We start from the raw sequence: 24,069 nt of genomic DNA, 5'->3' as shown, positions 1-24,069 counted from the left end.
CCTCGCCGTTGAGCATGGCCTCGAAGCCCTCATTGATCTCATCCAGCGTGATGCGCCGGGAGACCAGCGAGTCCAGCTCGATGTTCCCGATGAGGTAGTGCTGCGCCAGCCGGGGAATGTCGACCCTTGAGCGTGCCGATCCCATGAGACTGCCTTGCACCCGGCGCTCCCACAGCAAGGACAACAGGTGCACCGAACCGCTTGCGGTTTCAGGAGGAGCGCCCACGAGGGTCAACGTGCCGCCGGCCCCCAACATGGCCAGTCCCTGTTCGAAGGTCTGGCTCAGACCAACCACTTCGAGCGCGTGGTCGACGCCGCCGCACAACTCCTGCACCGCGGCAACGGGATCCACGAGGCTCGCATCGATGACGTCGGTCGCACCCATCTTCCGGGCATGGTCGAGCTTGGAGGCCACCCGGTCAATGGCAATGATCCGCCCGGCACCGGCCAAACGTGCCCCCTGGATAACATTCAGGCCCACTCCGCCGCAGCCGATGACCGCGACGGTTTCACCGGGCCTCACCTTCGCGGTGTTGGCCACTGCGCCAAAGCCCGTCACGACGCCGCAACCCAACAGCGCAGCCACATCGATGGGCATCTCGTCCGGGATCCGCACCAGGGACCGTTCATGGACGAGCATCTTCTCAGCGAAACCACCGACGAACGAATAAGTTCCTACGTCTTGTCCGCGCAAGCGCACTCGTGCCGCATCCTCCGGCGCGCGGTTTGGCTTGTCGCTGCAGAGATTCGGCCGACCGAGCATGCACTCGTTGCATTCCCCGCAGAACGGCAGCGGGAAGGTGACGACGCGGTCCCCCGGGGACACATAGTCGACTCCTTCGCCGACGGCTTCCACGACGCCGGCTGCTTCGTGTCCCAGGATCACCGGAACGGGGTTCGAAAGCTTGCCCTGCAAAACGTGCAGGTCGCTGTGGCAAAGGCCGCTGGCCTGCACCCGGACCAGGACCTCGCCCGGACCCGGGGCGTCGATCTCCACTTCTTCAATGACCAACGGTGAACCGGATTCGTGCATGATTGCTGCGCGCATGGAAATGTTCTCGTTTCTGTTGAAAATCAGTTGCTGTCAATTGCCAAGAAATCGGGGGTCCCGAACCCGCACAGCGATAACCTGCCCGAGGGAGGTGCGGGTCGTGCGGACTGATGGTTTCGGCGAAGCCGGACGGTTGGGCAGGGGGCGCCATCCCGACTGGAATGTCACCCCCCCTTGCCGCGGTGGCTACGGAAGCTGGATCAGCTTCGTCTCGAGGAACTCGGACAGCCCTTCGACCCCGCCCTCACGGCCCAGGCCGGACTGCTTGTATCCGCCGAAGGGCTGGAGCACGTTCATGCCCCACGAGTTCACCGAGATCTGCCCCGTCCGGATCCGCCGGGCGATGGCCTCGGCCGTTGCGTCGTCCTTGGCGTACACGGCACCGGAGAGCCCGTATTCGGTCCCGTTGGCGATGTCCACGGCCTCATCGATCGAGTCATAGGGAATCACGGACAGTACCGGGCCGAAGATCTCTTCCTGCGCGATCCGCATTCCCGGAGTGACGTCGGCAAACAGCGTCGGCTCGACGTACCATCCGGTGTCGAGGCCCGCGGGCCTGCCGCCGCCGGTCACCAGCCGCGCCCCTTCGCTCTTGCCAATCTCAATGTAGGACTCGACGCGTTCGCGCTGGCGCTCGGCGGCCAGTGGGCCAATCACGGTGTCGGCTTCGCGGGGATCTCCGATCTTGACGCTTTCCATCACGGCCTTGATCCGCTCGACGACTTCCTCCTGGCGGTGGCGCGGGACCAGGATGCGGGTCAGCGCGGCACACACCTGGCCGGAATGCCCGATGCCAAAGAACACCAACTGCGGGAAAACCGTGTCGAGGTCGACGTCATCGGTAATGATGGCCGCCGACTTGCCACCCAGTTCGAGCGTGACGCGGGCGATGCGTTCGGCGGCAATGCCCATGATGGTCCGCCCGGCCACCGTGCTGCCGGTGAAGGTGATCATGTCGACGTCTTTGTGCCGCACCAGATACTCCCCGACTTCGCGGCCGGCGGGCAACAGGCTGATGACGCCCTCGGGCAGTCCGGCCGCCTCGAGTGCCTCGGCAAACATCATCATGCTTAGGGGGCCTTCCGGAGCGGGCTTGACCACCACGGTGCAGCCGGCCGCCAGGGCGGGGGCGAACTTCAGCGACGCCGTCGCCACCGGTCCGTTCCAGGGCAGGATCGTGGCCACGACGCCGATTGGCTCGCGGACCAGCAGGCCACTTCCGCCCTCCCAGCTGCGCTCCTCCTCGAAGGTGAACCGCTCATGCAGCGTGACAACGTCGTCCCAAACCTTCACGGCGTTCTCGTGGAAGGCATTGCTTGCAGCCGCCGGTGCCCCGATTTCTGCCGTGAAGGCCTCCGACATGGCCGCGACCCGCTTTTTCACTTCCTCGCCCACGCGGCGCAGGATCGCCGCCCGCTCGGCCGGCGCCATCCGGGGCCAAGGCCCCTCGTCGAAGGCCTTGCGCGCCGCGGCAACGGCCGCATCCATGTCGGCTTCCTGCGCGTCCGGCACGGTGGCGATCAGCTCACCGGTGATCGGCGAGACCACCTCGATGGTCGCGTCGCTCGACGGCGCGACCCACTGCCCGCCGATGAGCAGCTTGTCGAAGCTCGGCAGGTTTTGCGGCTGCGCCGCGGATGCCGCTGAGGTTGTCGTTGTCATGTCTGTTCCTCCAGGGTTGTCGTACATGCGGTGTGGTTGGATGAAAAGTGATGGGTCCCGTGCCGGTTAGACCGGAGGTGGCGGCGGCGCCAGCAGCGGGTGGGCTGCGCGTCGGCGGAATTTCCACCCCTGCGCCGTCCGGACGTAGTCATCCGTGTAGTAGCCGACCGATTCGTCGCGCCGGCCATCGGCCATGACGACCATGGCGTGGAGATAAACGGTCGCCGAGGCCGCATCGCCGTCGATGTTGATCATGTGGTTCAGCGCAAGGTGGCAGCGGTGCTCGGTGTTCTCGACCAGCCCGGCAAAGAACTCCCGGATTGCGTCCCTCCCGCGCAGCACTTCCATCCCGAATTCGGTGGCATCCCACTCGGCGTCCGCGGCGAACAAATCCGCCACGTCCTCGATCCGCGAGGTATCCACCGCCCGGCAGTACTCGTGGGTGAGCCGTCGCAGGGCCTCCAGATCCGCCAGAAAGCCGGTCCCGTCGGCCACTGCCGTCGTTGTTCCCATCGTTTCCGTCATGTCCTCATCCCCTACGGTGCCTGGAAAACCAGCTCGGCGGGGTTGGACTCGGCCGGTGTTCCGTTCCGCAGCAAGTCGGCCAGGCGCTCCCCGATCATAAAGGCCGTCAAGTTCGTCAGCCCGGTGGTGACGTTGACCATCACCGAGGCATCGGCGACCCAGAGGTTCTTCGCCCCGTGCACGCCGAGGTACTGGTCCACGACCGCGTCCGGGTCCCCGACCGGTCCCATGCGACAGGTTCCCGCAGCGTGCAGGGAAGTGGATGAGAAAGCCCGGATGTAGGCTTCGAGCTTCGCGTCGTCGGCCACCGTCTCAGCGTCCAGGAAACAGATCTCCTCGATCTCCTCGCTCATCGGAGACGAGGTGATCATGTCCCAGGACTTTCGCATGGATCCCTTGAGCCGCTCGATATCCAGCGGGTGGGAGAGGAAGTTCACGTGAATCTCAGGTTGGACGTGGGGATCCGCCGAGGAGAGGGTGACCCAGCCGACCGAATGCGGCTTTGCCAGCAAATTGTTCATCATCAGGGCCTTGCGACCCTTGGTGTCGGCGGGGATGTTCATGGTGGCCGGATCCAGCACGGCGGCGAAGATCATCATGTCGTCCACCAGGTTCTCGGTTCCGGTGCTGTACTTGACTTGCGCCCGGACCCCTCCCTTGTCGGTCTTCTCCTTCAGCAGGGCGACCATCGGAGAGAAGGGGTGGTCCTGCAGGTTTCGCCCGACGGCCTCGTTGATGACGACCGGTTCGATGTTGTGCTCCTCAAGCACCGCGCGCGGGCCGATTCCCGAAAGCATCATCAGGTGCGGAGTGTGGAAGGAGCCTCCGGCCAACACCACGCGGTCTGCGGTGACGTTTTCGATCCGTCCCTCGGATTCGACTTCGACACCCACCGCGGTCGTGCCCTCGAAGAGCACGCGCCGGGCCAGGGTGTTGGCCCGGATCTCCAGGTTCGGACGGTTGCGGGCCTCGGCGAGGTAGGTCAGCAGGGCGCCGGCGCGCAGTTCCTCCTTGCCCATCAGGTTGCGGGGCACCGGGCCGTACCCGGACGAGGATTCGGCGTTGAAGTCCTCCACGCGCGCAAATCCGCGGTCCTCGCAGGCCTGGGCGAATGCCCGGGTGATGTTCGGCCATTGGTCTTCGAAGTGCCGCTTGATCGGCACCGGGCCGGAGGAACCGTGACCCGGGGCGTCGGGGAAATCATGGTCGTTTTCGAGCCGTGCGAAGAACGGCAGGGTCTTCTCATAGGACCATTCCGGGTTGCCGGCGGCCACCCAGGTGTCGAGGTCCTCCTTGGTTGCCCGTTCGGCAATGGCGGCATTGACGGAGGAAGATCCGCCGACGATGCGGCCGCGCGCGTATGGCATGGCTTCCCGGGCTGTGGGCGGCTCAAGGAAATATGCCTTCAGCCCCCAGTCGTGCTTTTCGACGCTCATTTCCTTGGCGTCGCGCACATCCTCGGGCACCAGCGCCAGCTCTTCGTAATCCGGCCCGGCCTCGATGAGGATGACGTGCTGGCTGGGGTCCTCTGTCAGTCGTGCGGCAAGGGCCGCACCGCCGCTGCCGGCTCCGATAATCACGGTGTTCATGGAAAGCTCCTTGTTTCGGGGACGCGGTCCCCCAGACCCGCTGAGGGACCGCATGTGTCGGTTGGTGGATCCTCGATGTGGGTCAGCTCAGTACGAATCCCCGGTAGCCGTCGGCGGCCACCGCGTCGCAGGTTTCGCGGTAGGCGCCGAAGCCTCCCGCATAGGGCATGAAAATCCTGGGTTTCCCGGGCACATTGGCTCCCAGATACCAAGAGTTCGCGGTGTTGAACAATGTCGACTCCGCGATGCCGTTCACCTGGGCCACCCATCCGTCCTCCGCCTCCGACAAGGCCTCGGAACGCTGCAGCCCCCGGTCTTCCAGGTGGGCAAGATGGTCGCTGATCCACTCGACGTGCTGCTCGATTGCCGAAACCATGTTGGTCAGCACCGATGGGGAGCCTGGCCCGGCGACAATGAACATGTTGGGGAAACCGACCGTGGACAGGCCCAGGTACGTCCTTGGGCCGGCATGCCAGTGCTCGCGCAGGGAGAGGCCGTTCGCCCCGGTGATGTCCGGGCCCAGCAGCGCGCCGGTCATCGCGTCGAATCCGGTGGCAAAGACGACCACGTCGAATTCGTACTCCGCGTCCTGGGTCTTCAGTCCGCGTTCGTCGAATCCAACGATCGGGGATTGCCGCACGTCTACCAAGCTGACGTTGGGGCGGTTGTAGGTCGCGTAGTAGTCGGTGTCGACGCAGATCCGCTTGGTGCTCACCGGGTAGTCGCGGGGCTTGAGCTTCTCGGCGGTCCGGGGGTCATCGACCGCTTCGTCGATTTTTGAATGGATGAAGGCGGCCAGAGTGTCGTTGGAATCCTTGTTGACGATGAGGTCGGCGTAGGCCGCCCCGATCCTGAATCCGCCCTCTCCCCAGAGGGATTCGTAGGTGGCCTTGCGCTGTTCATCCGTGGCCTCCATGGCCGTCTCCGTGCCCCCGTTGAACGGCAATCCCGTGGCCGAGCGTCGTGCGAACTCCCGGCGTTGCGGGTAGTTGGCCTTCACTTCCTTGAGGAACTCCGGGTCAATGGGAGCATTCCGGGCCGGGACGCTGAAGCCCGGGGTCCGCTGGAACACTGTCAACTGTTCGGCCTGTTTGGCGATTTCCGGGATGGCCTGAATGCCGGAGGATCCGGTGCCGATGACTCCCACACGCTTTCCGGTGAAATCGACGCCTTCCTGCGGCCAAGAGCCGGTGTGGTAGATCTCGCCCCCGAACGTATCCATGCCGTCGAAATCGGGCACCCGGCCGTTGGATAGGCAGCCGGTGGCCATCACGACGTATTTTGCCTTGATGCTCTCGCCGCGATCGGTCGTCACCAACCACTGGTTTGCGCCGTCGTCGAATGCAGCCTTGGTGACCTCGGTCTCCAGCTCAATGGACCGCCGCAGGTCGAATCGGTCGGCCACGTGGTTCAGGTAGTTCAGGATTTCCGGCTGCGCGGGATAGCGCTCGGTCCACTCCCACTCTTGCTCAAGTTCGGGCGAAAAGGAGTAGGAATAATCTTGGCTTTCCACATCGCACCGGGCACCGGGGTAGCGGTTCCAGAACCAGGTACCGCCCACGCCGTCGCCCCGCTCGAAAACCACCACGTCCAGGTTCTGCTGGCGCAGCTTGTGCAGCATGTAGAGTCCGGAGAACCCGGCACCGACGACAACGACGTCCACTTCGCGCTCCAAGCTCATTTGGCAGCCTCCTTCTTCAGCTCCGCACGGACGGACTGCACGACGAAGTCCATGGCTTCGGCGGCGGCGGGAAGCACGTTGACCATGGAGAAGAAGCCGTGCATTTGACCCGGCCACCGCAGTTGTTCGGTCCGTACCCCGGATTCCTTGAGCCGTTGGGCGTAGGCTTCCCCCTCGTCCCGCAGCACGTCGTGTGCGGCCGTGATGACCAGTGCCGGGGCAACGCCTTCGAGGGATTCGGCCCGCAGGGGCGAGGCCTCATGGTGGGCGCGGTCAGCGGTGTTCGGAGCGTAGTGGTTCCAGAACCATTCCATGAACTCTGTGGTCAGGAGTGTTTGGTTTTCTTCTTCCAGGTAGGATCCGCGGGTGAAGTCGGCATCCGTGACAGGATAGATAAGGATCTGTTTGGCCAGCTCCGGACCCTTGTTGTCCCGTGCACGAAGTGCAACGACTGCGGACAGGTTTCCGCCGGCGCTGTCCCCGCCGACAAACAGCGGAACCCGCTTCCCCGCAAGCTGCTCCATGTTTTCGTCAGCCCAGCGCAGTGCCGTCCACGAGTCTTCCACTGCGATCGGGTACTGTGATTCCGGCGCCTTCCGGTAGTTCACCAGCACAACGGCACATCCGGACTTCTCCGCCAGCTGGCGGCCGAGGGTATCGAAGCTGTCGATGTTGCTGATGACCCAGCCGCCGCCATGAAGGTAGACGAAGACACCCTGCGGCTCGGCAACCGGAACATGGACGCGGACCTCGAATTGCCCGCCGTCGATCCCGGTGAGCATGTGGTCTTCCGTCCGGTGCATTTCGGGCCCGGTCCCGAACATGGCGTCCATTCCGGCCGATGCCGCGCGGGCCTCAAGGGGCTCCATGTGCCACATCGGCTTTGCGTCGGATCCGGCCGCTTCTGCGGCCGCGGCGAGGAATGCTGTCGTTGCTGAATCAAGTGCCATTGTTTGCTCTCTTCATTGCGTTGACTGGAGGAAATAAAACAGGGTGGTGAAACGCAGGGGGGGGGCAAATGTGCCCCGGCACCCGGCGCGGCCGGGCGGTACGGCATCGGCCTTAGGCGTCGGGATCCGCGGGCAGCAGCGGGTTGACCACGCGGGAACTGAACTTCCATCCCTGGCTCGTGCGCAGGTAGGAGTCCGTGTACAGGGGCAGGTTCTCGGCCCGGTTGCCGTCCTTGTCCAGAACGAAGGCATGGCAGTTCACGGTGCCCGTTGCGGTATCGCCGGCAACATCGATCAGGTGGTTCATCATGAGGTGGACGCAGCCGGAGAGGCCACCAATCAGCGCCGCGAAGCCCGCGTGGAGCGCCTCGTGTCCTTCCAGGGCCGCCGGGGCCCCGAAGCCGCGCATATCGAACACGGCATCCTCGGTGAACAACCCCACGAGGTCCTCCAGCCGGGAGTTGTCGATCGCCCACGAGTATTCGTGCGTGAGGCGGCGTATTTGTTCAACGTCAAGTTCGGTGTTTTGGAGTGCTTCTTGCGTCGTCAACATGCATGCTCCTTGCGTTGGTGGAGACGGTTCGTGCATCCTCGCCCCACCCGGCGGGTGGGTCTTCACGGGGATTTTTCGGTGTTCCGTCGGCCAATTCCTGACTATGATTAAGATCATATTTGACGTTTTGGGACACGTCAACGACCTGGCGAAAATCATTTTTGCCCGCCGGAAGCCCTCCCCCGAGACAGCAAACGGCCCGGCAAGTCCTGCGACTTGCCGGGCCGTTTGGGGTTGGTTCCTAGACCCGCCACTGGATGTGCTTGGTCTCCAGGTATTCCCGCACACCCCACTCGCCGAGCTCGCGGCCCACACCCGAAAGCCCGTAGCCGCCAAACGGGGCATCCGGGCGCATGGCGCCGCCGCCATTGATCCACACCGTGCCGGCACGGATCTGCTCAGCGACGCGACGCCCCTCCGTCAGGTCTTCGCCGCACCAGACATTGGCCGCGAGTCCGTATCGCGTGTCGTTGGCCAAGCGGATCGCTTCCTCGGTGTCCTTGAACGGGACGATCACCGCCACCGGGCCGAAGATCTCCTCCTGCACGGCACGGGCGCTGTGCGGAAGACCGCCCAGCAGCACGGGGTTGACGTACCAGCCCTTCTCCGGCAACGGCTTGGTGACTTCGAGCAGCTTCCGGCCGCCCTCGGCCGCCGCGCCGTCGATGAAGCCCTGGACACGGGCTTGGTGGTCCGGACGGATCATCGGACCGACATTGGTCGCCCGGTCCCACGGATCGCCCACGACCATCTGGTCAAAGGCCGAGGCCCCGGCCTCGAGGAATTCGTCGTAAAGCTTCTCGTGCACGAGGATGCGCGCCAACGCGGCACACCCCTGGCCGCCGTTGCGTGCCCAGCGCAGGTGCATCTCGACCGCGATTTCCTGCACGTTGACCCCGGGCAGGACAAGCGTCGGGGACTTGCCGCCCAATTCGAGGGTGACGTCGGTGAGGTTGGTGGATGCCTGTGCCATGATCTTGGCGCCGACTCCGTCGGACCCGGTAAACGAGACCTTGTCGATTCCCGGATGCGAGGTCAGCTGCGCGCCGACGTCCGCCCCGCCGATGATCACATTCATCACGCCCGCCGGCAATCCGGCTTCACGTATCAAATCGCCCATGAACAACGTGGTCAGCGGGGTGCGGGGCGAGGGCAGCAGGACAACGGTGCAGCCAGCCGCAAGCGCCGCGCCGAACTTGAAGATTGCCAGGTTCAGCGGATAGTTGTATCCGGTGATCGCGGCCACGACCCCCACAGGCTCGTGGACGACGTCGCTCATGGTCGGATGCGGCTTGTTGTAGCCCCCCAGGTGTTGGATGCGGTCCTGCTTTGCGGCCTCGGCGGCCCAGCGCAGGTGCTCGTCGACGGCCATCTTGACCTGCAGGTACTCGGCCAATGCCACCGGCGTGCCGACCTCGTTGACGATCGAGGGCAGCAGGCGTTCGGCCGCGGCCTCCAGGACGTCGGCGAGGCGGTGGATATGGCGCGAACGCTCCTCGCCGCTGAGGGCGGCCCAGGCCGGGAACGCGTTCCGGGCCGCGGCGACCGCCTCATCGACCTGCCGGCCGGAGGCGCCGGCGACGGTGCCGATAACGGCCTCGGTGGCCGGGTTGAACACATCCCAGCTCTCCCCCTCGGGCTGGACCTCGTCGCCGCCGATCAACAGCGTGCGGGTCTCCGGGACCCAGTCCTGCAGCGGGTTCCGCGCTGTTTCGGTGCCCACGCTCATGCCGTTGCCTCCTCGACCGGCTTCTTCGCCATGAGCCCGACGCGAGTCATCTTGCACACGATTTCGTCGCGCTGGTTCAGGCCGATGTGCTCAAACCAGACGATGCCCGAATCGTCGCGGGACTTGGACTCGCGCTTCTTGACGATGGTGGTCTCGGCCCGCAGCGTGTCCCCGTGGAACACCGGGTTCGGAAACTTGACGGAGTCGTATCCGAGGTTGCCCAGGGTGGTGCCCATGGTCAGCTCCGGAACATGGAAGGCGCCGATCAGGGCCACGGTGAAAAGGCTGTTCAGGACCCGCTGCCCGTGGATGGAATTCTTCGAGAACTCCTCGTCCAGGTGCAGGGGCTGCAGGTTCATCGTCAGGGACGTGAACATCACGTTGTCCATTTCCGTGATGGTCCGCGTCAAGGCGTGCTTGTAGTGGGCGCCCTCTTCGAATTCCTCGAACCACAGTCCGCGCATTGTCATCGGTTTGCTCCTGTCGTGATTTGTGCCGCGCGGTCGAGCCACTCAACGGCCTTGTCGTAATGTGCCTTGTCGATATGCAGTCCCCGGTAGCGCAACGCGCCGGTTCCGTCGGCGGCCGCGGCCTCGTAGGCCTTGGCCATGCCCTCATAGAAGGAGATGTCCTCGGCCGAGGGTGAAAACACCGAGTTCACCGTCGCCACGTGCTTCGGGTGGATCGCGATCATGCCGCGGAAGCCCAGTTGCCGGCCGCGGATCGCGAACTCCCGCAGCCCGTCGAGGTTTTCCAGGTCTTCCCAGAGCCCGGTGAGGGCGTGGATGCCCGCCTCGCGGCAGGCCAAAAGCACCCGGCTGCGCAGGTAGAGGGTCTCGGTGCCCTCCGGCGTCCATTCATAGCCGACGGCCCGCGCGATGTCGGCGTGCTCGGCGCTGGGGCCGATCATGGCGCCCACGCGGGGAGAAGCGAGCGCCACCTCGCGGCAATTCTGGATGGCCTGGACGGTCTCGACCGGAACGATGTATTCAAGGCCCTGCACCCCGTTGCGCTCCTCGAAGTGGTCCAGCAGGGCGTCGTACTGCAGCACGTCGGTGGCCTGTTCGATCTTCGGGGCGAAGATGCCGGTCAACCCGGGCACCACCACCGCTTCGAGGTCGCCGCCGGTCAACCGGGTGGCCAGCGGATTGACCCGCACAAACAGGCCGACCTCCGCGTTCACCGATCGCACGCGGCGGATGGATTCGGCCACCAGCTCGCGGGCGCCGGTCTTTTCGGCCGCGGGAACTGAATCTTCGAGGTCCAGGACCACGCAGTCGGCACCGGCATCGACCGCCTTTTCCACCCATGCCGGACGATGCCCGGGGACAAAGAGGATGGAGCGGTAGGCGCGCATCAGTAGCTCCTCGGCAGCCCGAGCACGTGCTCGGAGAAGTAGTTCAGCACCATTTCCTGGCTGATCGGCGCGATGCGCATCAGGCGGGCCTCGCGGAAGTAGCGCTCCACGTGGAACTCCTTGCCGTAGCCAAACCCGCCGTGCACCTGCAGGGCCACGTCGGCCGCGAGGAATCCGGCCTCCGCGCAGAGGTACTTCGCAGCATTGGCCTCCCGGCCACAGGGAATCCCGTTGTCCACCATCCACGCCGCTTTTTGGACGACGGCCTCGGCGGCATCGAGCTTGATCTGGGCCTCGGCCAGCTGGAAGGCGATTCCCTGGTTCTTGCCAATGGGACGGCCAAAGACCTCGCGCTCGTTGGCGTAACGCACGCCGCGGCGCAGGGCGGCCTTGCCGATGCCCAGGGCGGCATTTGCGGAGATGACCCGCTCGGCGTTTAGGCCGCCGAGGATGGCACGGAACCCGTGGTCCACCTCCCCCACCACGTCCTCATCGGCGACGAAGAGGTCCTCGATGAACAGCTCGTTGGTGTCAACGGCATTGCGGCCCATCTTCGGAATCGGGCGGATGGTGACCCTCTGCGGATCCATTTCCGCGAAGAACAGGGTCATGCCGGCGGTGCGCTTCCCGTTCGGGTCCTTGGGCGTGGTGCGGGCCAGGATGAGCATGCGCTCGGCCTCCTGGGCCTTGGTGATCCAGACCTTCTGGCCGGAAATCAGGTAGCCGCCCTCCACCTTCCTGGCGAAGGTGGAGATGTTCGTCGTGTCCGTTCCCGCGTCCGGCTCAGTCACGGCAAACGAGGTGTGCAGCTCGCCGGTGACCACGCGCGGCAGGAACCGGTCCTTGAGGCTCTGGCTGCCGTGGTGGATGATCGGCTCGAAGCCGAAGATGCCGATGTGCACCGCGCTGCAGCCGCCCATTCCGGCGCCCGATGCGGCGATCTCCTGTTCGACGATGGCGGCCTCGGTGACGCCCAGGCCGCCTCCGCCATATTCCTCGGGGATGGTCAGGCCCAGCCAACCGCCCTCGGCCACGGCGTTGTAGAACTCCCAGGGGAATTCCTTTGACTCGTCGTGCTCCATCCAGTACTCGTCGGGGAAGTTCTTGCACAGGTCCCGCACGGAGGAGCGGATGTCGTCGTGCAGGGAGTTCGGGCTAAGTTCCATGGTTTTGTTCTCTCTTTTCTCGTGAAGCGTCGGGGAGTCAGGAAACCGGGAGGGTTTGGCGGTCGAAGGTGTCCGCGTCAATGGCCTCCGCGCGGAGCACCGCCTTGCGTATCTTCTGCGACGGGGTCTTGGGCAGCTCGTCGACGACGCGAAGGTAGCGGGGAATCGCGAAGCCCGGGATCCGGCCCTCGCACCATGCCAGGATCTCCGCCGGTTCCACCGCTTCCCTCACGACCACGACGGCCAACACCTCGTCCTCGCCGGCCTCGACATCAGCCGGGACGCCGACGACAGCACATTCAACAACTGCCGGGTGGCCCATGACGGCTTCCTCGATTTCATAGGAGCTGATGTTTTCCCCGCGGCGGCGCAGCGCGTCCTTGTACCGGTCAACGAAGTAGAACCAGCCGTCCTCGTCCTGGCGCAGGGCATCGCCGGTGTGGAACCACAGGTTCCGCCAGGCCTCCAACGTCTTTTCCGGCATGCCGTAGTAGCCGTTGCTGCAGGTCCAGGGCTGGACCGGGCGGACCACGAGCTCGCCGACCTCGCCCACTGCCACCTCGCGGTCGGTTTCCGGATCGACGAGCCGGATGTCGAACCATTCCGCCGCGGCTAGGCCGGCCGCTCCGGCGGGCCTGGGCACGCCATAGGGGGAAAGGATCGGCGCGCAGGTCTCGGTGAGCCCGAATGCGTCGACAAACGCCTCGATGCCGTAGCGCTCCTTGAACTGCTCCACGATCGTGCTGGCCGTGGGCGCGGCGTAGACGGCACGCAGGACGTTGTCGCGGTCGTTCTCGCGGGGCGGCTGCTTCCAGGCGAAGTCCATCATCACTCCGACGAAGTTCGTCACGGTGACCCCCGAGTCGCGGACATGGTCGATCCAGCGGCTGGCACTGAACTTGGGCCGGATGACGGCCCGGCCCCCGGCGATGATCACCGGGTAAACCGCCATGAACTGCGCGTTGCCATGGAACAGCGGTGTCGTTGTGAGATAGGTGTCGGCATCCGTCAACCGGGTCAGGCAGACCACTTCCTGCGCAAAGAAGTAGAGCTGCGAATGCGGCATCGACACTCCCTTGGAAGGGCCGGTGGTGCCCGAGGTGAAGAAGATGGCACCCAGGTCCTGGGCGCGTGGCGGCTGCATTTCCAGGACCGGGCCCTGTTCGAGTTCTTCCCAGGCAGCGGCTTCCCAGCCGTTGGAACGCAGCAGCTCGATCGCGGCATCGCGCAGCCCGGTGCCAGTGTCGATGACCCAGAAGCGCTCGATGTTTCGCGCCTGCTCCTTGATCGAGACAAAACGGGGTGCGAACGAATCGTCGATGACCGCGAAACGGGCGCCGACGACGTTGAGCTGGTGGCGCAGGAATTCGCCCTCATAGTTGGTGTTGATCGGCACCTCGACGAAGTTTCCCACCGCCGCCGCCCACCAGGAGCGGACCAACTGAGAGGAGTTCATGGCCATGATTGCCACGCGGTCCCCGGCGTTGCCGCCCGCGGTCAGCCAGCTGCCGGCGATGCGCTCGGCACTGGTCAGGGCCTGGGCGTAGGTCCAGCGTGCATCCTCCACGGGCGCGTCCAAGCACACGGCCTCCGGGCGCACCGCCGCGTGGTGGCGCAGGACCTGGTCAAGTGTCCAGGTTTCCGGGTCCGGGAACGTGGGAACAAGGTCTGTGTAGAACTGCCGCTGGCTCATCGACTGCCTCCATGCATCGAAACTTCCTTGACATCCATCCGCAAGATAGCGGCACTTCCGCGGCCGTACTCTGCGGCCGCAGTGTTAGCTGGCTAACACTTCAAAACCGTAGCACCGACCAACGGTTCCTGACAATGATGCGACTAGATTAAGTCTCAGCATTGCCGTCGACCTCCAAGGCACGCCCCTACAGGACGCCCCGGGCACCGGGTGGCGAAGGCACGGCACGGCACCCGGAAGGCCCCGGCGGGCCTCCCCGCGTCCCTCCCGAAGACGGCAGGAGGGGGCCGGGGACAGCGTCAACCGTCCCCGGCCCCCTCCATTAGGCCCTCGCATCGGCAACCCGTGCCGCCGATGCGCGCGGCCGACGGCACGCGCCTAGACGGCGCCCACCGACGAACCCATCACCTTGTCGAACGAGGAACTTTCCAACCCGGCCAGCGGCTTGACCACTTCCTCACCGACCTTCTTGAGGTAGGCAGCCGTCTGCTCGGCATCCATCCCCGGCCAGTGGGGGCGGATCAGCAGCGGACCGATCGGCAGCCGGTCGGCGATTTCCGCGATCTGGTTGCGCACGTCCTCGGCCGAACCAAGCAGCACATGGTCACGCACCGTGTCCACGAACCCGTCGCGGACCGCCGCGTCGGAGAGCAGGTCCATGCCCCGGTCCGCATATGCCTCGTATTTCACCCGGGCCACGGAAGCGAACTTGTTCACGGCGTCGTCAAAGTCGTCACCGATCATCAATTCGCGCCGCAGCGGCAACTTGTTCAACGGCAGGCCCGCATCGACCCTTTCGTCCACGTAGATCCGGATAAGCTCCTCCACCTGGTCCAAGGTCTGTTGAGGGGTGATCGTCCAGACATCGCCCAGACGGGCGGCGCGGCGCACTCCGGTCGCCTTCATGGCACCGAGCCAGATCGGCGGCCGCGGGTTTTGCACCGGGCGGATATGGGTCGGGGCGTCCTCGATGTTCCAGAACTTCCCGTGGTGGGTCACCCTGTCCTGTGTCCAGAGCTTGGTCATGACCTCAATGAGTTCCTCAAGCAGCCCATATCTCTGTTTGAAGGGCACGCCCATTGTTTCGTATTCCTTGGGCAGGTATCCCGTGCCGATCCCGACGACAAGCTTGCCGCGAGTGATGATGTCCAGGGTCGCGAGCTCCTCGGCAAGAATCACCGGGTGGTGGACCGGTCCGACCAGGACGGTGGTCCCGATCTTGACGTCGTCGTCAAGCTCGGCCGCGAGCCGGCTCAGCAGCGGGATGGGCTGCAGCCAGCGAAAACCGTCGTACATGAAGTGCTGTCCGATGGTGAGGTACTTGAACCCCGCCTCTTGCGCTGCCTCCACTTTTCGCAGCATGAGGTCGAGATGCTCGGTCGGTGAAGACTCGACCGGCTGGTCGCCCATAAGGATGCCGAATTCCATGTTCTTCTCCCTTGCTTTCCAGCCCCGAAAGGGGCGTAGGTCTATTTGGCGGTCAGGCCGCCATCAACGGGGATGGTGATGCCCGTGACGTAGCTGGATAGTTCACTGGCCAGGAACAAGGCAACGCCTGCGATCTCTTCCGGCTGCGAGGCACGGCCCATCGGGATCTGCGCAAAGAAGGCCTCCTTGCGCGCCTCGACTTCCTCCGGAGAAGCCCGGAAGAACCCGGGGAGCCCCGGCGTGTCGACGGAACCCGGCGCGATGGCATTGACACGGATCTTGTCGGACGCGAAAGCCAGAGCCAGCGAACGCACCAGGGCGATAAGGCCGCCCTTGGTGAAGGAATACAGGGGACTCCACGGCGAACCGACAAGACCAGAGCTGGAGCTCTTGAAGATCACCGATGCGCCGTCAGCGGCCTTGAGCAGATCGGTCAGATAATGGGTGAGGTAGAAGCTGGCGCGCGCATTGATCTCGATCAGGGCGTTCCATTCCTCCTCACTCAGGTCCAGGCCCGCGGCACCGGGGATTCCGACGTTGTTGTAGAGGACGTGAAGCACTCCGTGCTCCTTGCGCACCTGCTCGGCGACGTCTTTCAATGCATCCAAATCTCGAACATCAACAACGATCCCTGTTGCCTGACCACCCTTTTCCCGGATCCCGTCGACAACGGTCTTGGTGGCCGACTCGTCCCGGTCAACGACGTAGACAAACGCCCCCTGCTCGGCAAAGCGCTCCGCGCCAGCCTTTCCCATCCCGGAAGCGCCGGCAGTGACCAGCGCAACTTTATTCTGCAACATGTTTTTCCCTCTTAGATGCTCGATCGGTGCGCCGACGAGTGGGCCGGGGTGCAACAATTGCAACCGAACTTCCACCCTTACGACCTATTCCATAATCATCATTATTACTGATCTTTAGTCGCACCACAAGAGGTGTCCGCATCCACCCCGAAGACGTGAAACGGTCCGGCGGGAAGACGTGAAACGGTCCGGCGGGAAGAACCCGCCGGACCGCCTTTCTTGCCCGTCGCCACCGATGTGCGATGGCTCCCTTGTTACCTGCTCCCGCTTCCGCCCGTACCGGCGCCGACGCGCCCGCGGAACGCGGCAACGGCATCAGCGTGCTCGGCAGTGCCAAAAAGCAGCGCCGTCGCCTCCACGGATTCACTGAAGTCGTCGGTGGTGTGGCGGTTGATAAAGGCCTTGCCCACCTGGACCGCGAGCGGCGGCTTCGCGGCGATCTCCCGGGCCAGCCCGAGTGCGCCTTCCAGCAGCTGCCCATCGGGGTGGACCTCCTGGACCAGTCCGCAGCTGCGTGCTTGGTCCGCGTCGAGGTCCCGTCCCGTCAGGGCCAGGTAGCTGGCCCACTGGGGGCCAAGCATCCGCGGCGCGCGCACCATCCCGAATCCGGGCTGCAGCCCCACGGTGATTTCCTTGAAGGCGAAGCGGGCCGATTCCCCGGCAACGACTATGTCGCACGCCAAGGCGAGTTCGGTGCCTCCCCCATAGGCGAGGCCGTGTACTGCGGCGATGACCGGAACGGCACAGCGCTCAACGGAGTGAAACGCATCGTAGACCCGCTTCAGGTGCGGCCGCACCTGCTGGATGTTCCCGGCCAGGTCGTGGAACATGTCAATGTCCCCGCCCGCCGAGAAGGCCCGGCCCTCGCCGGTGAGCACGACGGCTCGGACCTCGTCCTCAACGCCGAACCCGGACATCACGCTCGTCAGTTCGTGGAACCACTGCCGGTCCATGGCGTTGAGCTTCTCAGGGCGCGACATGCGCAATTCGATCACATGCGTGGAGTGCTCCACGATAGTGAAGCGCTGCAGGGGTTCTTTCATCACAATGCCGCCTCGCTGTCCCAAGTGTCCTGGGTAATGCCTTCGGCCCGCAACCGATACTTCTCCACGCGTTGGCTCGGCGTCATGGGCAACGCCGAGACAAACCTGACAAATCGTGGACGTGCGAAGGAGGTGAGTTCACCTTCGCAGTGTTCCAACAGCTCCGCCGGGTCCAGGATCTTGCCTTCGCGCGGCACCACCGCGACCATCACCTCTTCCTCGCTGAGCGTGGAGGGCACGCCAAAGGCCGCTACCTGGGCGATGTCCGGGTGCCCGCCGATGACCCGTTCGATTTCCCATGAGGAAATGTTTTCCCCGCGGCGCCGGATCGAATCCTTGACGCGGTCCACGAAGGTGAGAAAACCGTCCGCGTCCAGATGCCCCCGGTCACCGGTGTGGAACCAGAGGTTGCGCCATGCCACGGCGGTGGCTTCGGGTTGTCCGCGGTAGCCGTCAAACATCCAGCCCGGCTTCTTCGGGCGCACCACGATCTCACCGGTTCCCCCGGTGGCCACCGGCTCGTCGCGGCCATCGACGACGGCGACCTCATAGTTCGCCGATTCCCGGCCGGCCGTGCCGACCTTGCGCCGCGCCGGCGGCATGTCGGTGACGATGGAGACTTCGGTGCTCCCGTAGATCTCGGTGAGCCGCAGGCCGAATCGGCGTTCGAAATCCTCGAAGATTTCCGGTGGGCACGGTGCCCCGAACCCGATCCGGACGGGGTTTTGCGCGTCGTCCACGCGCACCGGCTGCTTGTGCAGGATGGTCATCATCGCGCCCTGGTAGTTGAAGGCGGTGATGCCGTGCTCGCGGCAAATGTCCCAGAACCGGGTGGCGGAAAACTTCCTGTGCATCACCAGGTCGGCGCCGACATCGATCGCCGCCATGACGCTGCAGTAGCGCGCGTTGCTGTGGTAGAGGGGAAAGACCGAGTAGAGGCGGTCGGCCTCCGTGTATCCGAGCAGCCCGGTGGTGTGCCGGGCCAGGTTGACGTTGGCGCGGTGGCTGAGCAGCACTCCCTTCGGTGGGCCGGTGGTCCCCGAGGTGTAGAGAATCACCGCCGCGGATGCCGGGTCGACCTCCTGCCCCGGGTCCGCCGAATGGGCCAGCAGCTCGTCAAAGACCACCTTGTTGACCCCTGCCGACGCCCCCGGGACGCCGCCGACGACGACCAGGTGCCGGACCGTCCCAAGGCCCCGGAGCAGTTCGCGCACGAGCGCCTCGCGCTCGGCATCGCAGATGACCACCCTGGCCCCGGATTGCTCGATGCAGTAGCGCAGCAGCTGAGAACCGCCGCCCGGATTCAACGGCACCTCCACCAAGCCCGCCTTCGCCAACCCGAACCAGGTTTGGAGTGACTCCCGGCTGGCGGGCATGACCACGCACACCCGGTCCCCCGGAACCAGGCCCAGCGCGCGGAAGCCGGTCGCGACCCGTTGGGTCGCGGCGTCAAGGTCGGCGACCGTGCTGGCGTCCCCTTCCACCCGGATGGTGGCTTGCGGGTGCCGCTCGGCCGCACCGGCGAGCCAGGATCCGATGGATGCTTGCTGCCCGGAGGCTGCATATGAGGTCATTTTCGGGCCCTTTCCTTGCGGTGGTCCACCGCTGCGGGGCCATGTTGCGGACATGGCCAGGTTGAAGTGCCGCGACAATCAGCCGGGGCAGCGGGTCCCGGCCCGTCCTGTAGCCGCCTGCGGGCCAGGCCGCAGATACTGATTCGGCCGGGGCCGAAACCGCACCTGCCCCGGGTCTCAGCTCGGCATCGGGTCAAACGAGCTGGCGTTGAGCGGGGCCAGCATGTCTTCGCCGATCAGGGCGGTGCGCGTCACCTGGATGCGCTTCGTGGTGAAGACCCATTGGCCCTCGCGCTGCGCCATTTCGTCGTTGTAACGGCCCCATGTGGCCCGCGCGCCATCCGGGTGCGTGGTGATGGCCAGAAAGCAGGCGGCCACGCCCAGCGTGCCGCCACCCAGGTCGGTGACCGACAGGTTGGTCGTCATGTGCTGGCTCTGTTGCACATCCGAGTCGGTGAAATCCCGGTAGAGGTTCAAAAACGCCTCGCGGCCCGCGCGGGGTGCATCGTCGGCGCTGCGCACCAAGATAATGTCCGGGTGGGCTATTTCGCGCAGCCCGTCGACATCCTTCTCGTCGACCAGGCGGGTGTAGGCGGTCAGGAGCCGCTGGGCGCGAAAGTGGTGAAGCATCATGTCCGTCTCGTGCATGTTTCTGCCTTTCCATGGTTGTGCCGCCCCGTGGCGCGGGACGCTAGTCGGAGATGACGGTTTCCCGGCTGCCGTCCCATTGGGCCAGCACTCCGGGGACCCGCATGTCATTGCCGTCGAAGGTGATCTCGCCCATCGAACCGGTGAAGCCTTCGCGCGCGGTCTGTTCCAATCCGTTGCGGATGCCCTCACGGGATGAATCGCCGCTGGCCTTGATCGCGTGCGCAATCCACCAGACAGCGTCGTAGCCCTCCGCGGCGTAGGTTTGCGGCAGCTCGCCAAATTCCTTCCTATAGGAATCGACGAACTTCTTCGCGTGCGAGTCCGACTGGGCCGCGGAGAAGTCAACGGGATAGACCATGCCGACGGCGTCCTGCCCCGCCTGGGCCGCATTCCCCCCGGCGTTGTTGGTATTGCCGACGAACTGCCCCTCGTAACCGGCCTGGCGCAATTGCGACATGGCGGTCACGGACTGGGAAGACAACAGCAAAAGCACGATGGCCTCGGGCTTTTCCCGCGCAAGGTCCTGGGCCGGAGAGGTGAAATCCTGGGTGGTCGTCTGCACGGGGATGCTCTTGACGATGTTCAGGCCCTCTTTGGCGGCCATCTCGGGAAAATGCGTCGTGGCGAGCTCGGCGAGCGTCGGATAGGTCGAGTTGTAAAGCACCGCGACGTTCTTCAGTCCCTGCTTTGCAAGGTATTCGGCCGCATGCTGGTAGAAGGTGTGCATGGGTGCGGTGGCTCGGAAGGTGTAGTCCCCAATCACCACTCCGTCGGAGGCCGACTGGGTGAAGACCACCGGAACCTTCCGCGCTTCCACCACGGGTGCGACGGCGGCCGACTGCTGGCCCTGGACCGGTCCGAGGATCACGCTGACGTCCTGATCGGACAGTGCGCGGGTCACCTCCGAGGCGGCGCGCTCGATCGCCCCGGCGCTGTCGACTTCCTTGAGGTCCAGCTTCACTCCCTCGCCGAGGTACCCCTGCTCGTTGATCTGATCCACGGCAAGCTTGGCGCCCTGCGCGGCGCCGACTCCGGCATAGGCGACCGGCCCGGTGAGGTCGCGCACGCCGACCATCTTGATCTCCTTGGCGATCCCGGTTTCGGTCGCCGCGTTTGTCGGGGCACTGCTGCACCCGGCAATTGCCAGCATGGCCGGCACCGCGAGCAGTGCAACCGATTTCCTGTACTTCGAGGCTCGGTTCCCGACGCCGCTCCGGTTGCGTCCGACAAGGTTCTCCACGCGTTTGAACGCTCCGTGCTCAAGCATCGATCGCCGCCTCGCCCAGAAAGGCATGGACCAGGGCCGTGTCCGTCCGGGCTTCGGCGGCAGTGCCGGTCCAAACGACCTCCCCGCGCTGAACCATGACCACGTCGTCCGCCACCGCCAGTGCGGCATCGGCGTTCTGCTCCACCATGAGTATCGCGATCCCGGTGTCGGCAATCTCGCGCACCCGGGCCATGACCCTGTCCACCATTCCCGGTGCCAGGCCCATGGACGGCTCATCGAGCAGGACCACCTTTGGCTGCGCCATCATGGCGCGGCCAAAGGCCAGCATTTGCTGCTCGCCTCCGCTGAGCAGCCCGCCGGGCATCGCTTTTCGTTCCAGCAGGATGGGGAACTTCTCGTAGACCTCGGCCACGGTGCGCTGGGCGGCGGCGCGGCTGACGGTGTATGCACCCATCCGGAGGTTTTCCTCGACCGTCAGGGAAGCGAAGATCCGGCGTCCCTCGGGGACCATGACCACACCCTGGCGCACCTGCCGGTGGGCGGATTGCCCCAGGATCTCCTTGCCGTTCAGCTTAACGGAACCGCTCTTGGCCTTCAGCAGCCCGTGGATGGCCCGCAAGGACGTCGTCTTTCCCGCGCCGTTCGAACCCAGGACGAGGGTGATCCTGCCTGCCGACGCGGACATCGATACGCCGCGCACCGCATTGACCGCACCGTAGCTCACGTGCAGGTTGTTGACTTCAAGCATGCTTGACCGCCTGCTTTCCCAGATAGGCTTCCTGGACCGCCGGATGGCGCACGACCTCCCGGGGATCACCTTCCACAATCAGTTTTCCGAAGTTCATCGCCAGCAACCTGTCACAGGTTTCCACCATCATCTGCACGTCGTGCTCGACGATGAGCTGGGTGAGGCCCTCTTCCTTGAGCGAGAGCATGAGGGCGGAGACCTCTTCCTTTTCGGCGCGGCCCATGCCGGCCGTGGGCTCGTCCAGGAGCAGCAGCTTGGGCTCCATGACGATGGCGCGGGCGATCTCCACGCGGCGACGGTTCCCGTAGGACAACTCGTCGGGGCGCTCCTTGGCCAGGTGGTCGCAGCCGGTGCGGACCATGGCCTGTTCCGCCCGTTCGTGCGCCCGCCTGCGTTCGGCGCGGCCGCCCTTGGCCAAGGAATCGGTTCCCAGCAAGACGTTCTCCAGCACGTTGCGCTCCTCGAGGATGCGCACCGTCTGGAAGGTCCGGGCAATGCCACGATGCGGCACCGAGTGCGGCAGGTCGCGGGCATAGTCCTCGCCGAGGAACTTCAGCGTTCCCCGGGTCAGGGGCACGTGCCGGGTGATGGCGCCGACAAGGGTGCTCTTCCCCGAGCCGTTCGGACCCAGGATTCCGGTGATTTTGCCTTCGGGCAGTCCGAAGGTCAATCCGTCCACGGCTTTCACCCCGCCGAAGTGAACCGCCACATCCTCGGCCTCAAAGATCATCCGTGGTGCTGCGCTCTCATTCTGTGGGCGGCTCACAATGTTCCTCCTTGGATGGATGCGAGACTGTGCTCCGGTTCCGGCGGGCTTGGTTTGTCATCGGGATCGTTGCGGGGTTCAGCCGCACGAGGTGCAGGTGGCGTGCTCCGGCCCCGTGGCCGCCTGCGGCGGAACAAGTCCTTGGCCAGGCCGAGAACGCCGTTGGGGAGGAAGATCGCGGCCAGCGCGACAAGGATGCCGTAGATGATCGATTCCCATTCCGCCACGACACTCAGCACGGTGGGCAGCCAGGTGATGATGACTGCCCCGATGAGGGCGCCCAGCCATGAGATGGAGCCGCCGATGATGATCACGGTCAGCGCCATGACCACCATGTGGAAATTGATCTCGGCAGGAGTGATCGTCGAACGCAGGAGCGTGGTGACCGCACCTGCCAGGCCGCCGATCAGGCCGCTGGCCAAGAATGTCAGCTTCCGGTACCGCGCGACGTTGATGCCCAGCGCCGCGGCCAGTTCGGGATCCTCCCGAACGGTGTCGATCTTTCGCCCGAAGCCTCCGAATTCCGAGATGGCCAGGCCACCGATGACCAAGGCCAACAGCAGGAAGACGTGCAGGTTGTTGATCTCGCCAAGCGCCCCGAAGATTCCGGAAGCCCCGCCGGTCAAGCTGCCGCCGTTGGTGGCGATGACGGCGACGATCAGCGTGAATGCGATCGTGGCCATGCCGAGGTACAGACCGGACAGTTTGTGGATGACCAGGCCCAGCAGGTAGCACATGATGCCGGCGAGCAGGGTTCCCAGTGCCACCGCCGTCCAGGTGCCCACGTCAAACTTTGTGTACATGATGGCCGCCGTGTAGCCGCCGATTCCGAAACAGCCGATGCCGGCAAAGGAGAAGACGCCCATTCGCAGGGGGAGCTGGATGCTCAGGGCCAGCAAGAGCGTTGTCATCGTCGCCTGGACGACAATTGCATTCGTGGCATACCAAGTGATCATGTCCGACGCACCTCCTGGCGTCCGAAGATGCCCTGCGGACGAACCAGCAGGACGACAAAGATAAGTCCGAAGGAGACTGCGTCAACCCAGGTTCCGAGGTTCGCAGCAAAGATCAGCGTTTCCGCCCCCGCCAGGACGAAGGCCCCCAGGATCACGCCGGCCATCGACCCGAGGCCGCCCAGGACGATCATGGCGAACGCCTTGATGAGCAGCTGGTCACCGGTGCCCACGCCCATTGCCTGGAGCTGGAAGACCTGGAGTGCGCCGGCCAGGCCGGCGAGTCCGCCGGCGATTGCCATCGTCCCGATGGCCATCGCCGTGCGGTTGACGCCCATCAGCGAGGCGGTCTCCGAGTCGACTCCGATGGCACGAAGCCCCAGGCCCTGGCGCGAGGCCCGCAGCCAGAGTGTCAACGCAACTGCTATCCCGACGCCGGCGATGATGACGATCACCGCCGTGTTCGTCATGCGAAGCCCCAGGAACTCATAGACCTCGGTCTTGTAGGTGGAGTTGGCGAAGCCGAAGGGTGCAGAAGCCGTCGCGCGGTCCACGATCGCAATCGGGATGGCGGCGACGCCGATGCCCCCGATCAAGATCCGCAACTCGGCTGAGCGGTGGTTCGAGGATCTCTTGAGGATCTGCTCGAACGCCAGCCACTGGGTCAAAGCCGACAGGACGGCCCCCACCCCGACGGAAATCAGGATGAGCAACGGCATGGGCAATGCCACGTGCACCGAAATGAAATGTGCACTGAACGCCGAGAACACGAAGATGGCCCCATGCGCGAAGTTCAAGATGCCGATGGTGCTCCACGCCAGGGCCATGCCCAGGGCGAAGAGCAGATAGACGGACCCGAGGGTCAGGGTGTTGAGCAACTCTTGCACGCCGGCTGTCCTTTCAACTCGACTGTGGTGTTGAT

General features: G+C 64.9%; 22 protein-coding genes. All 22 read right to left on the bottom strand.

The window, feature by feature from the left end:
- Nucleotides 1-1,048: Zn-dependent alcohol dehydrogenase (locus ACIPUB_RS03580; RefSeq protein ID WP_407606098.1), on the bottom strand; the 1,048-nt coding region annotated here is incomplete at its 3' end.
- Between the two features lie 189 nt (nt 1,049-1,237).
- Nucleotides 1,238-2,713, bottom strand: a complete 1,476-nt coding sequence (locus tag ACIPUB_RS03575) for an aldehyde dehydrogenase (protein WP_407606097.1) — start codon at nt 2,711-2,713, stop codon at nt 1,238-1,240.
- Nucleotides 2,714-2,779: 66 nt separating this feature from the next.
- Complete coding sequence (locus tag ACIPUB_RS03570; RefSeq protein ID WP_407606096.1) at nt 2,780-3,238, bottom strand: nuclear transport factor 2 family protein; 459 nt, start codon at nt 3,236-3,238, stop codon at nt 2,780-2,782.
- Nucleotides 3,239-3,249: 11 nt separating this feature from the next.
- Complete coding sequence (locus ACIPUB_RS03565; protein WP_407606095.1) at nt 3,250-4,827, bottom strand: GMC family oxidoreductase; 1,578 nt, start codon at nt 4,825-4,827, stop codon at nt 3,250-3,252.
- An 82-nt stretch (nt 4,828-4,909) separates the two neighbouring features.
- The gene (locus ACIPUB_RS03560) at nt 4,910-6,508 is read right to left on the bottom strand and encodes a flavin-containing monooxygenase (protein ID WP_407606094.1); all 1,599 of its coding nucleotides are present in this window, start codon (nt 6,506-6,508) and stop codon (nt 4,910-4,912) included.
- Nucleotides 6,505-7,458 carry an alpha/beta hydrolase gene (locus ACIPUB_RS03555; protein ID WP_407606093.1) on the bottom strand — a complete coding sequence of 318 codons (954 nt, stop codon included), beginning with the start codon at nt 7,456-7,458 and terminating at the stop codon, nt 6,505-6,507. Before ACIPUB_RS03555 ends, ACIPUB_RS03560 begins: the two co-directional genes overlap by 4 nt.
- A 112-nt stretch (nt 7,459-7,570) precedes the next feature.
- Nucleotides 7,571-8,011, bottom strand: a complete 441-nt coding sequence (locus ACIPUB_RS03550; RefSeq protein ID WP_407606092.1) for a nuclear transport factor 2 family protein — start codon at nt 8,009-8,011, stop codon at nt 7,571-7,573.
- Between the two features lie 241 nt (nt 8,012-8,252).
- The gene (locus ACIPUB_RS03545) at nt 8,253-9,740 is read right to left on the bottom strand and encodes an aldehyde dehydrogenase family protein (protein ID WP_407606091.1); all 1,488 of its coding nucleotides are present in this window, start codon (nt 9,738-9,740) and stop codon (nt 8,253-8,255) included.
- Nucleotides 9,737-10,210, bottom strand: a complete 474-nt coding sequence (locus ACIPUB_RS03540) for a MaoC family dehydratase (RefSeq protein WP_407606090.1) — start codon at nt 10,208-10,210, stop codon at nt 9,737-9,739. The genes ACIPUB_RS03545 and ACIPUB_RS03540 overlap by 4 nt, the downstream gene beginning before the upstream one ends.
- Nucleotides 10,207-11,097: an HpcH/HpaI aldolase/citrate lyase family protein gene (locus tag ACIPUB_RS03535; RefSeq protein ID WP_407606089.1), complete on the bottom strand. Its 891-nt coding sequence runs from the start codon at nt 11,095-11,097 to the stop codon at nt 10,207-10,209. The genes ACIPUB_RS03540 and ACIPUB_RS03535 overlap by 4 nt, the downstream gene beginning before the upstream one ends.
- Nucleotides 11,097-12,263 (bottom strand): acyl-CoA dehydrogenase family protein, encoded by a 1,167-nt coding sequence (locus ACIPUB_RS03530; RefSeq protein ID WP_407606088.1) that lies wholly within the window; start codon nt 12,261-12,263, stop codon nt 11,097-11,099. Before ACIPUB_RS03530 ends, ACIPUB_RS03535 begins: the two co-directional genes overlap by 1 nt.
- Nucleotides 12,264-12,300: 37 nt before the next feature.
- Nucleotides 12,301-13,956, bottom strand: coding sequence for an AMP-binding protein (locus ACIPUB_RS03525; protein ID WP_407606087.1), 1,656 nt, complete (start codon nt 13,954-13,956; stop codon nt 12,301-12,303).
- Between the two features lie 378 nt (nt 13,957-14,334).
- Nucleotides 14,335-15,384, bottom strand: coding sequence for an LLM class flavin-dependent oxidoreductase (locus ACIPUB_RS03520; protein WP_407606086.1), 1,050 nt, complete (start codon nt 15,382-15,384; stop codon nt 14,335-14,337).
- A 41-nt stretch (nt 15,385-15,425) separates the two neighbouring features.
- The gene (locus ACIPUB_RS03515; protein WP_407606085.1) at nt 15,426-16,247 is read right to left on the bottom strand and encodes an SDR family NAD(P)-dependent oxidoreductase; all 822 of its coding nucleotides are present in this window, start codon (nt 16,245-16,247) and stop codon (nt 15,426-15,428) included.
- 191 nt (nt 16,248-16,438) lie between these two features.
- Entirely contained in the window at nt 16,439-17,227 is a 789-nt protein-coding gene (locus ACIPUB_RS03510) for an enoyl-CoA hydratase/isomerase family protein (RefSeq protein WP_407606084.1), read from the bottom strand.
- Nucleotides 17,227-18,801 (bottom strand): AMP-binding protein, encoded by a 1,575-nt coding sequence (locus ACIPUB_RS03505; protein WP_407606083.1) that lies wholly within the window; start codon nt 18,799-18,801, stop codon nt 17,227-17,229. Before ACIPUB_RS03505 ends, ACIPUB_RS03510 begins: the two co-directional genes overlap by 1 nt.
- Before the next feature lie 177 nt (nt 18,802-18,978).
- Complete coding sequence (locus tag ACIPUB_RS03500; RefSeq protein ID WP_407606082.1) at nt 18,979-19,449, bottom strand: nuclear transport factor 2 family protein; 471 nt, start codon at nt 19,447-19,449, stop codon at nt 18,979-18,981.
- Between the two features lie 43 nt (nt 19,450-19,492).
- On the bottom strand, nt 19,493-20,719 hold the full coding sequence (locus ACIPUB_RS03495; RefSeq protein ID WP_407606081.1) for an ABC transporter substrate-binding protein: 1,227 nt from the start codon (nt 20,717-20,719) through the stop codon (nt 19,493-19,495).
- Nucleotides 20,712-21,428, bottom strand: coding sequence for an ABC transporter ATP-binding protein (locus tag ACIPUB_RS03490; RefSeq protein WP_407606080.1), 717 nt, complete (start codon nt 21,426-21,428; stop codon nt 20,712-20,714). Before ACIPUB_RS03490 ends, ACIPUB_RS03495 begins: the two co-directional genes overlap by 8 nt.
- On the bottom strand, nt 21,421-22,194 hold the full coding sequence (locus tag ACIPUB_RS03485) for an ABC transporter ATP-binding protein (RefSeq protein ID WP_407606079.1): 774 nt from the start codon (nt 22,192-22,194) through the stop codon (nt 21,421-21,423). The genes ACIPUB_RS03490 and ACIPUB_RS03485 overlap by 8 nt, the downstream gene beginning before the upstream one ends.
- Nucleotides 22,191-23,150, bottom strand: a complete 960-nt coding sequence (locus ACIPUB_RS03480; protein WP_407606078.1) for a branched-chain amino acid ABC transporter permease — start codon at nt 23,148-23,150, stop codon at nt 22,191-22,193. The genes ACIPUB_RS03485 and ACIPUB_RS03480 overlap by 4 nt, the downstream gene beginning before the upstream one ends.
- Entirely contained in the window at nt 23,147-24,034 is an 888-nt protein-coding gene (locus tag ACIPUB_RS03475) for a branched-chain amino acid ABC transporter permease (protein WP_407606077.1), read from the bottom strand. Before ACIPUB_RS03475 ends, ACIPUB_RS03480 begins: the two co-directional genes overlap by 4 nt.
- Nucleotides 24,035-24,069: the final 35 nt, after the last annotated feature.

The organism is Paeniglutamicibacter sp. ORCA_105 (genome assembly GCF_045798545.1).
Classification (GTDB): Bacteria; Actinomycetota; Actinomycetes; order Actinomycetales; family Micrococcaceae; genus Paeniglutamicibacter; species Paeniglutamicibacter sulfureus.
This window is presented reverse-complemented; position numbering and strand designations above follow the sequence as displayed.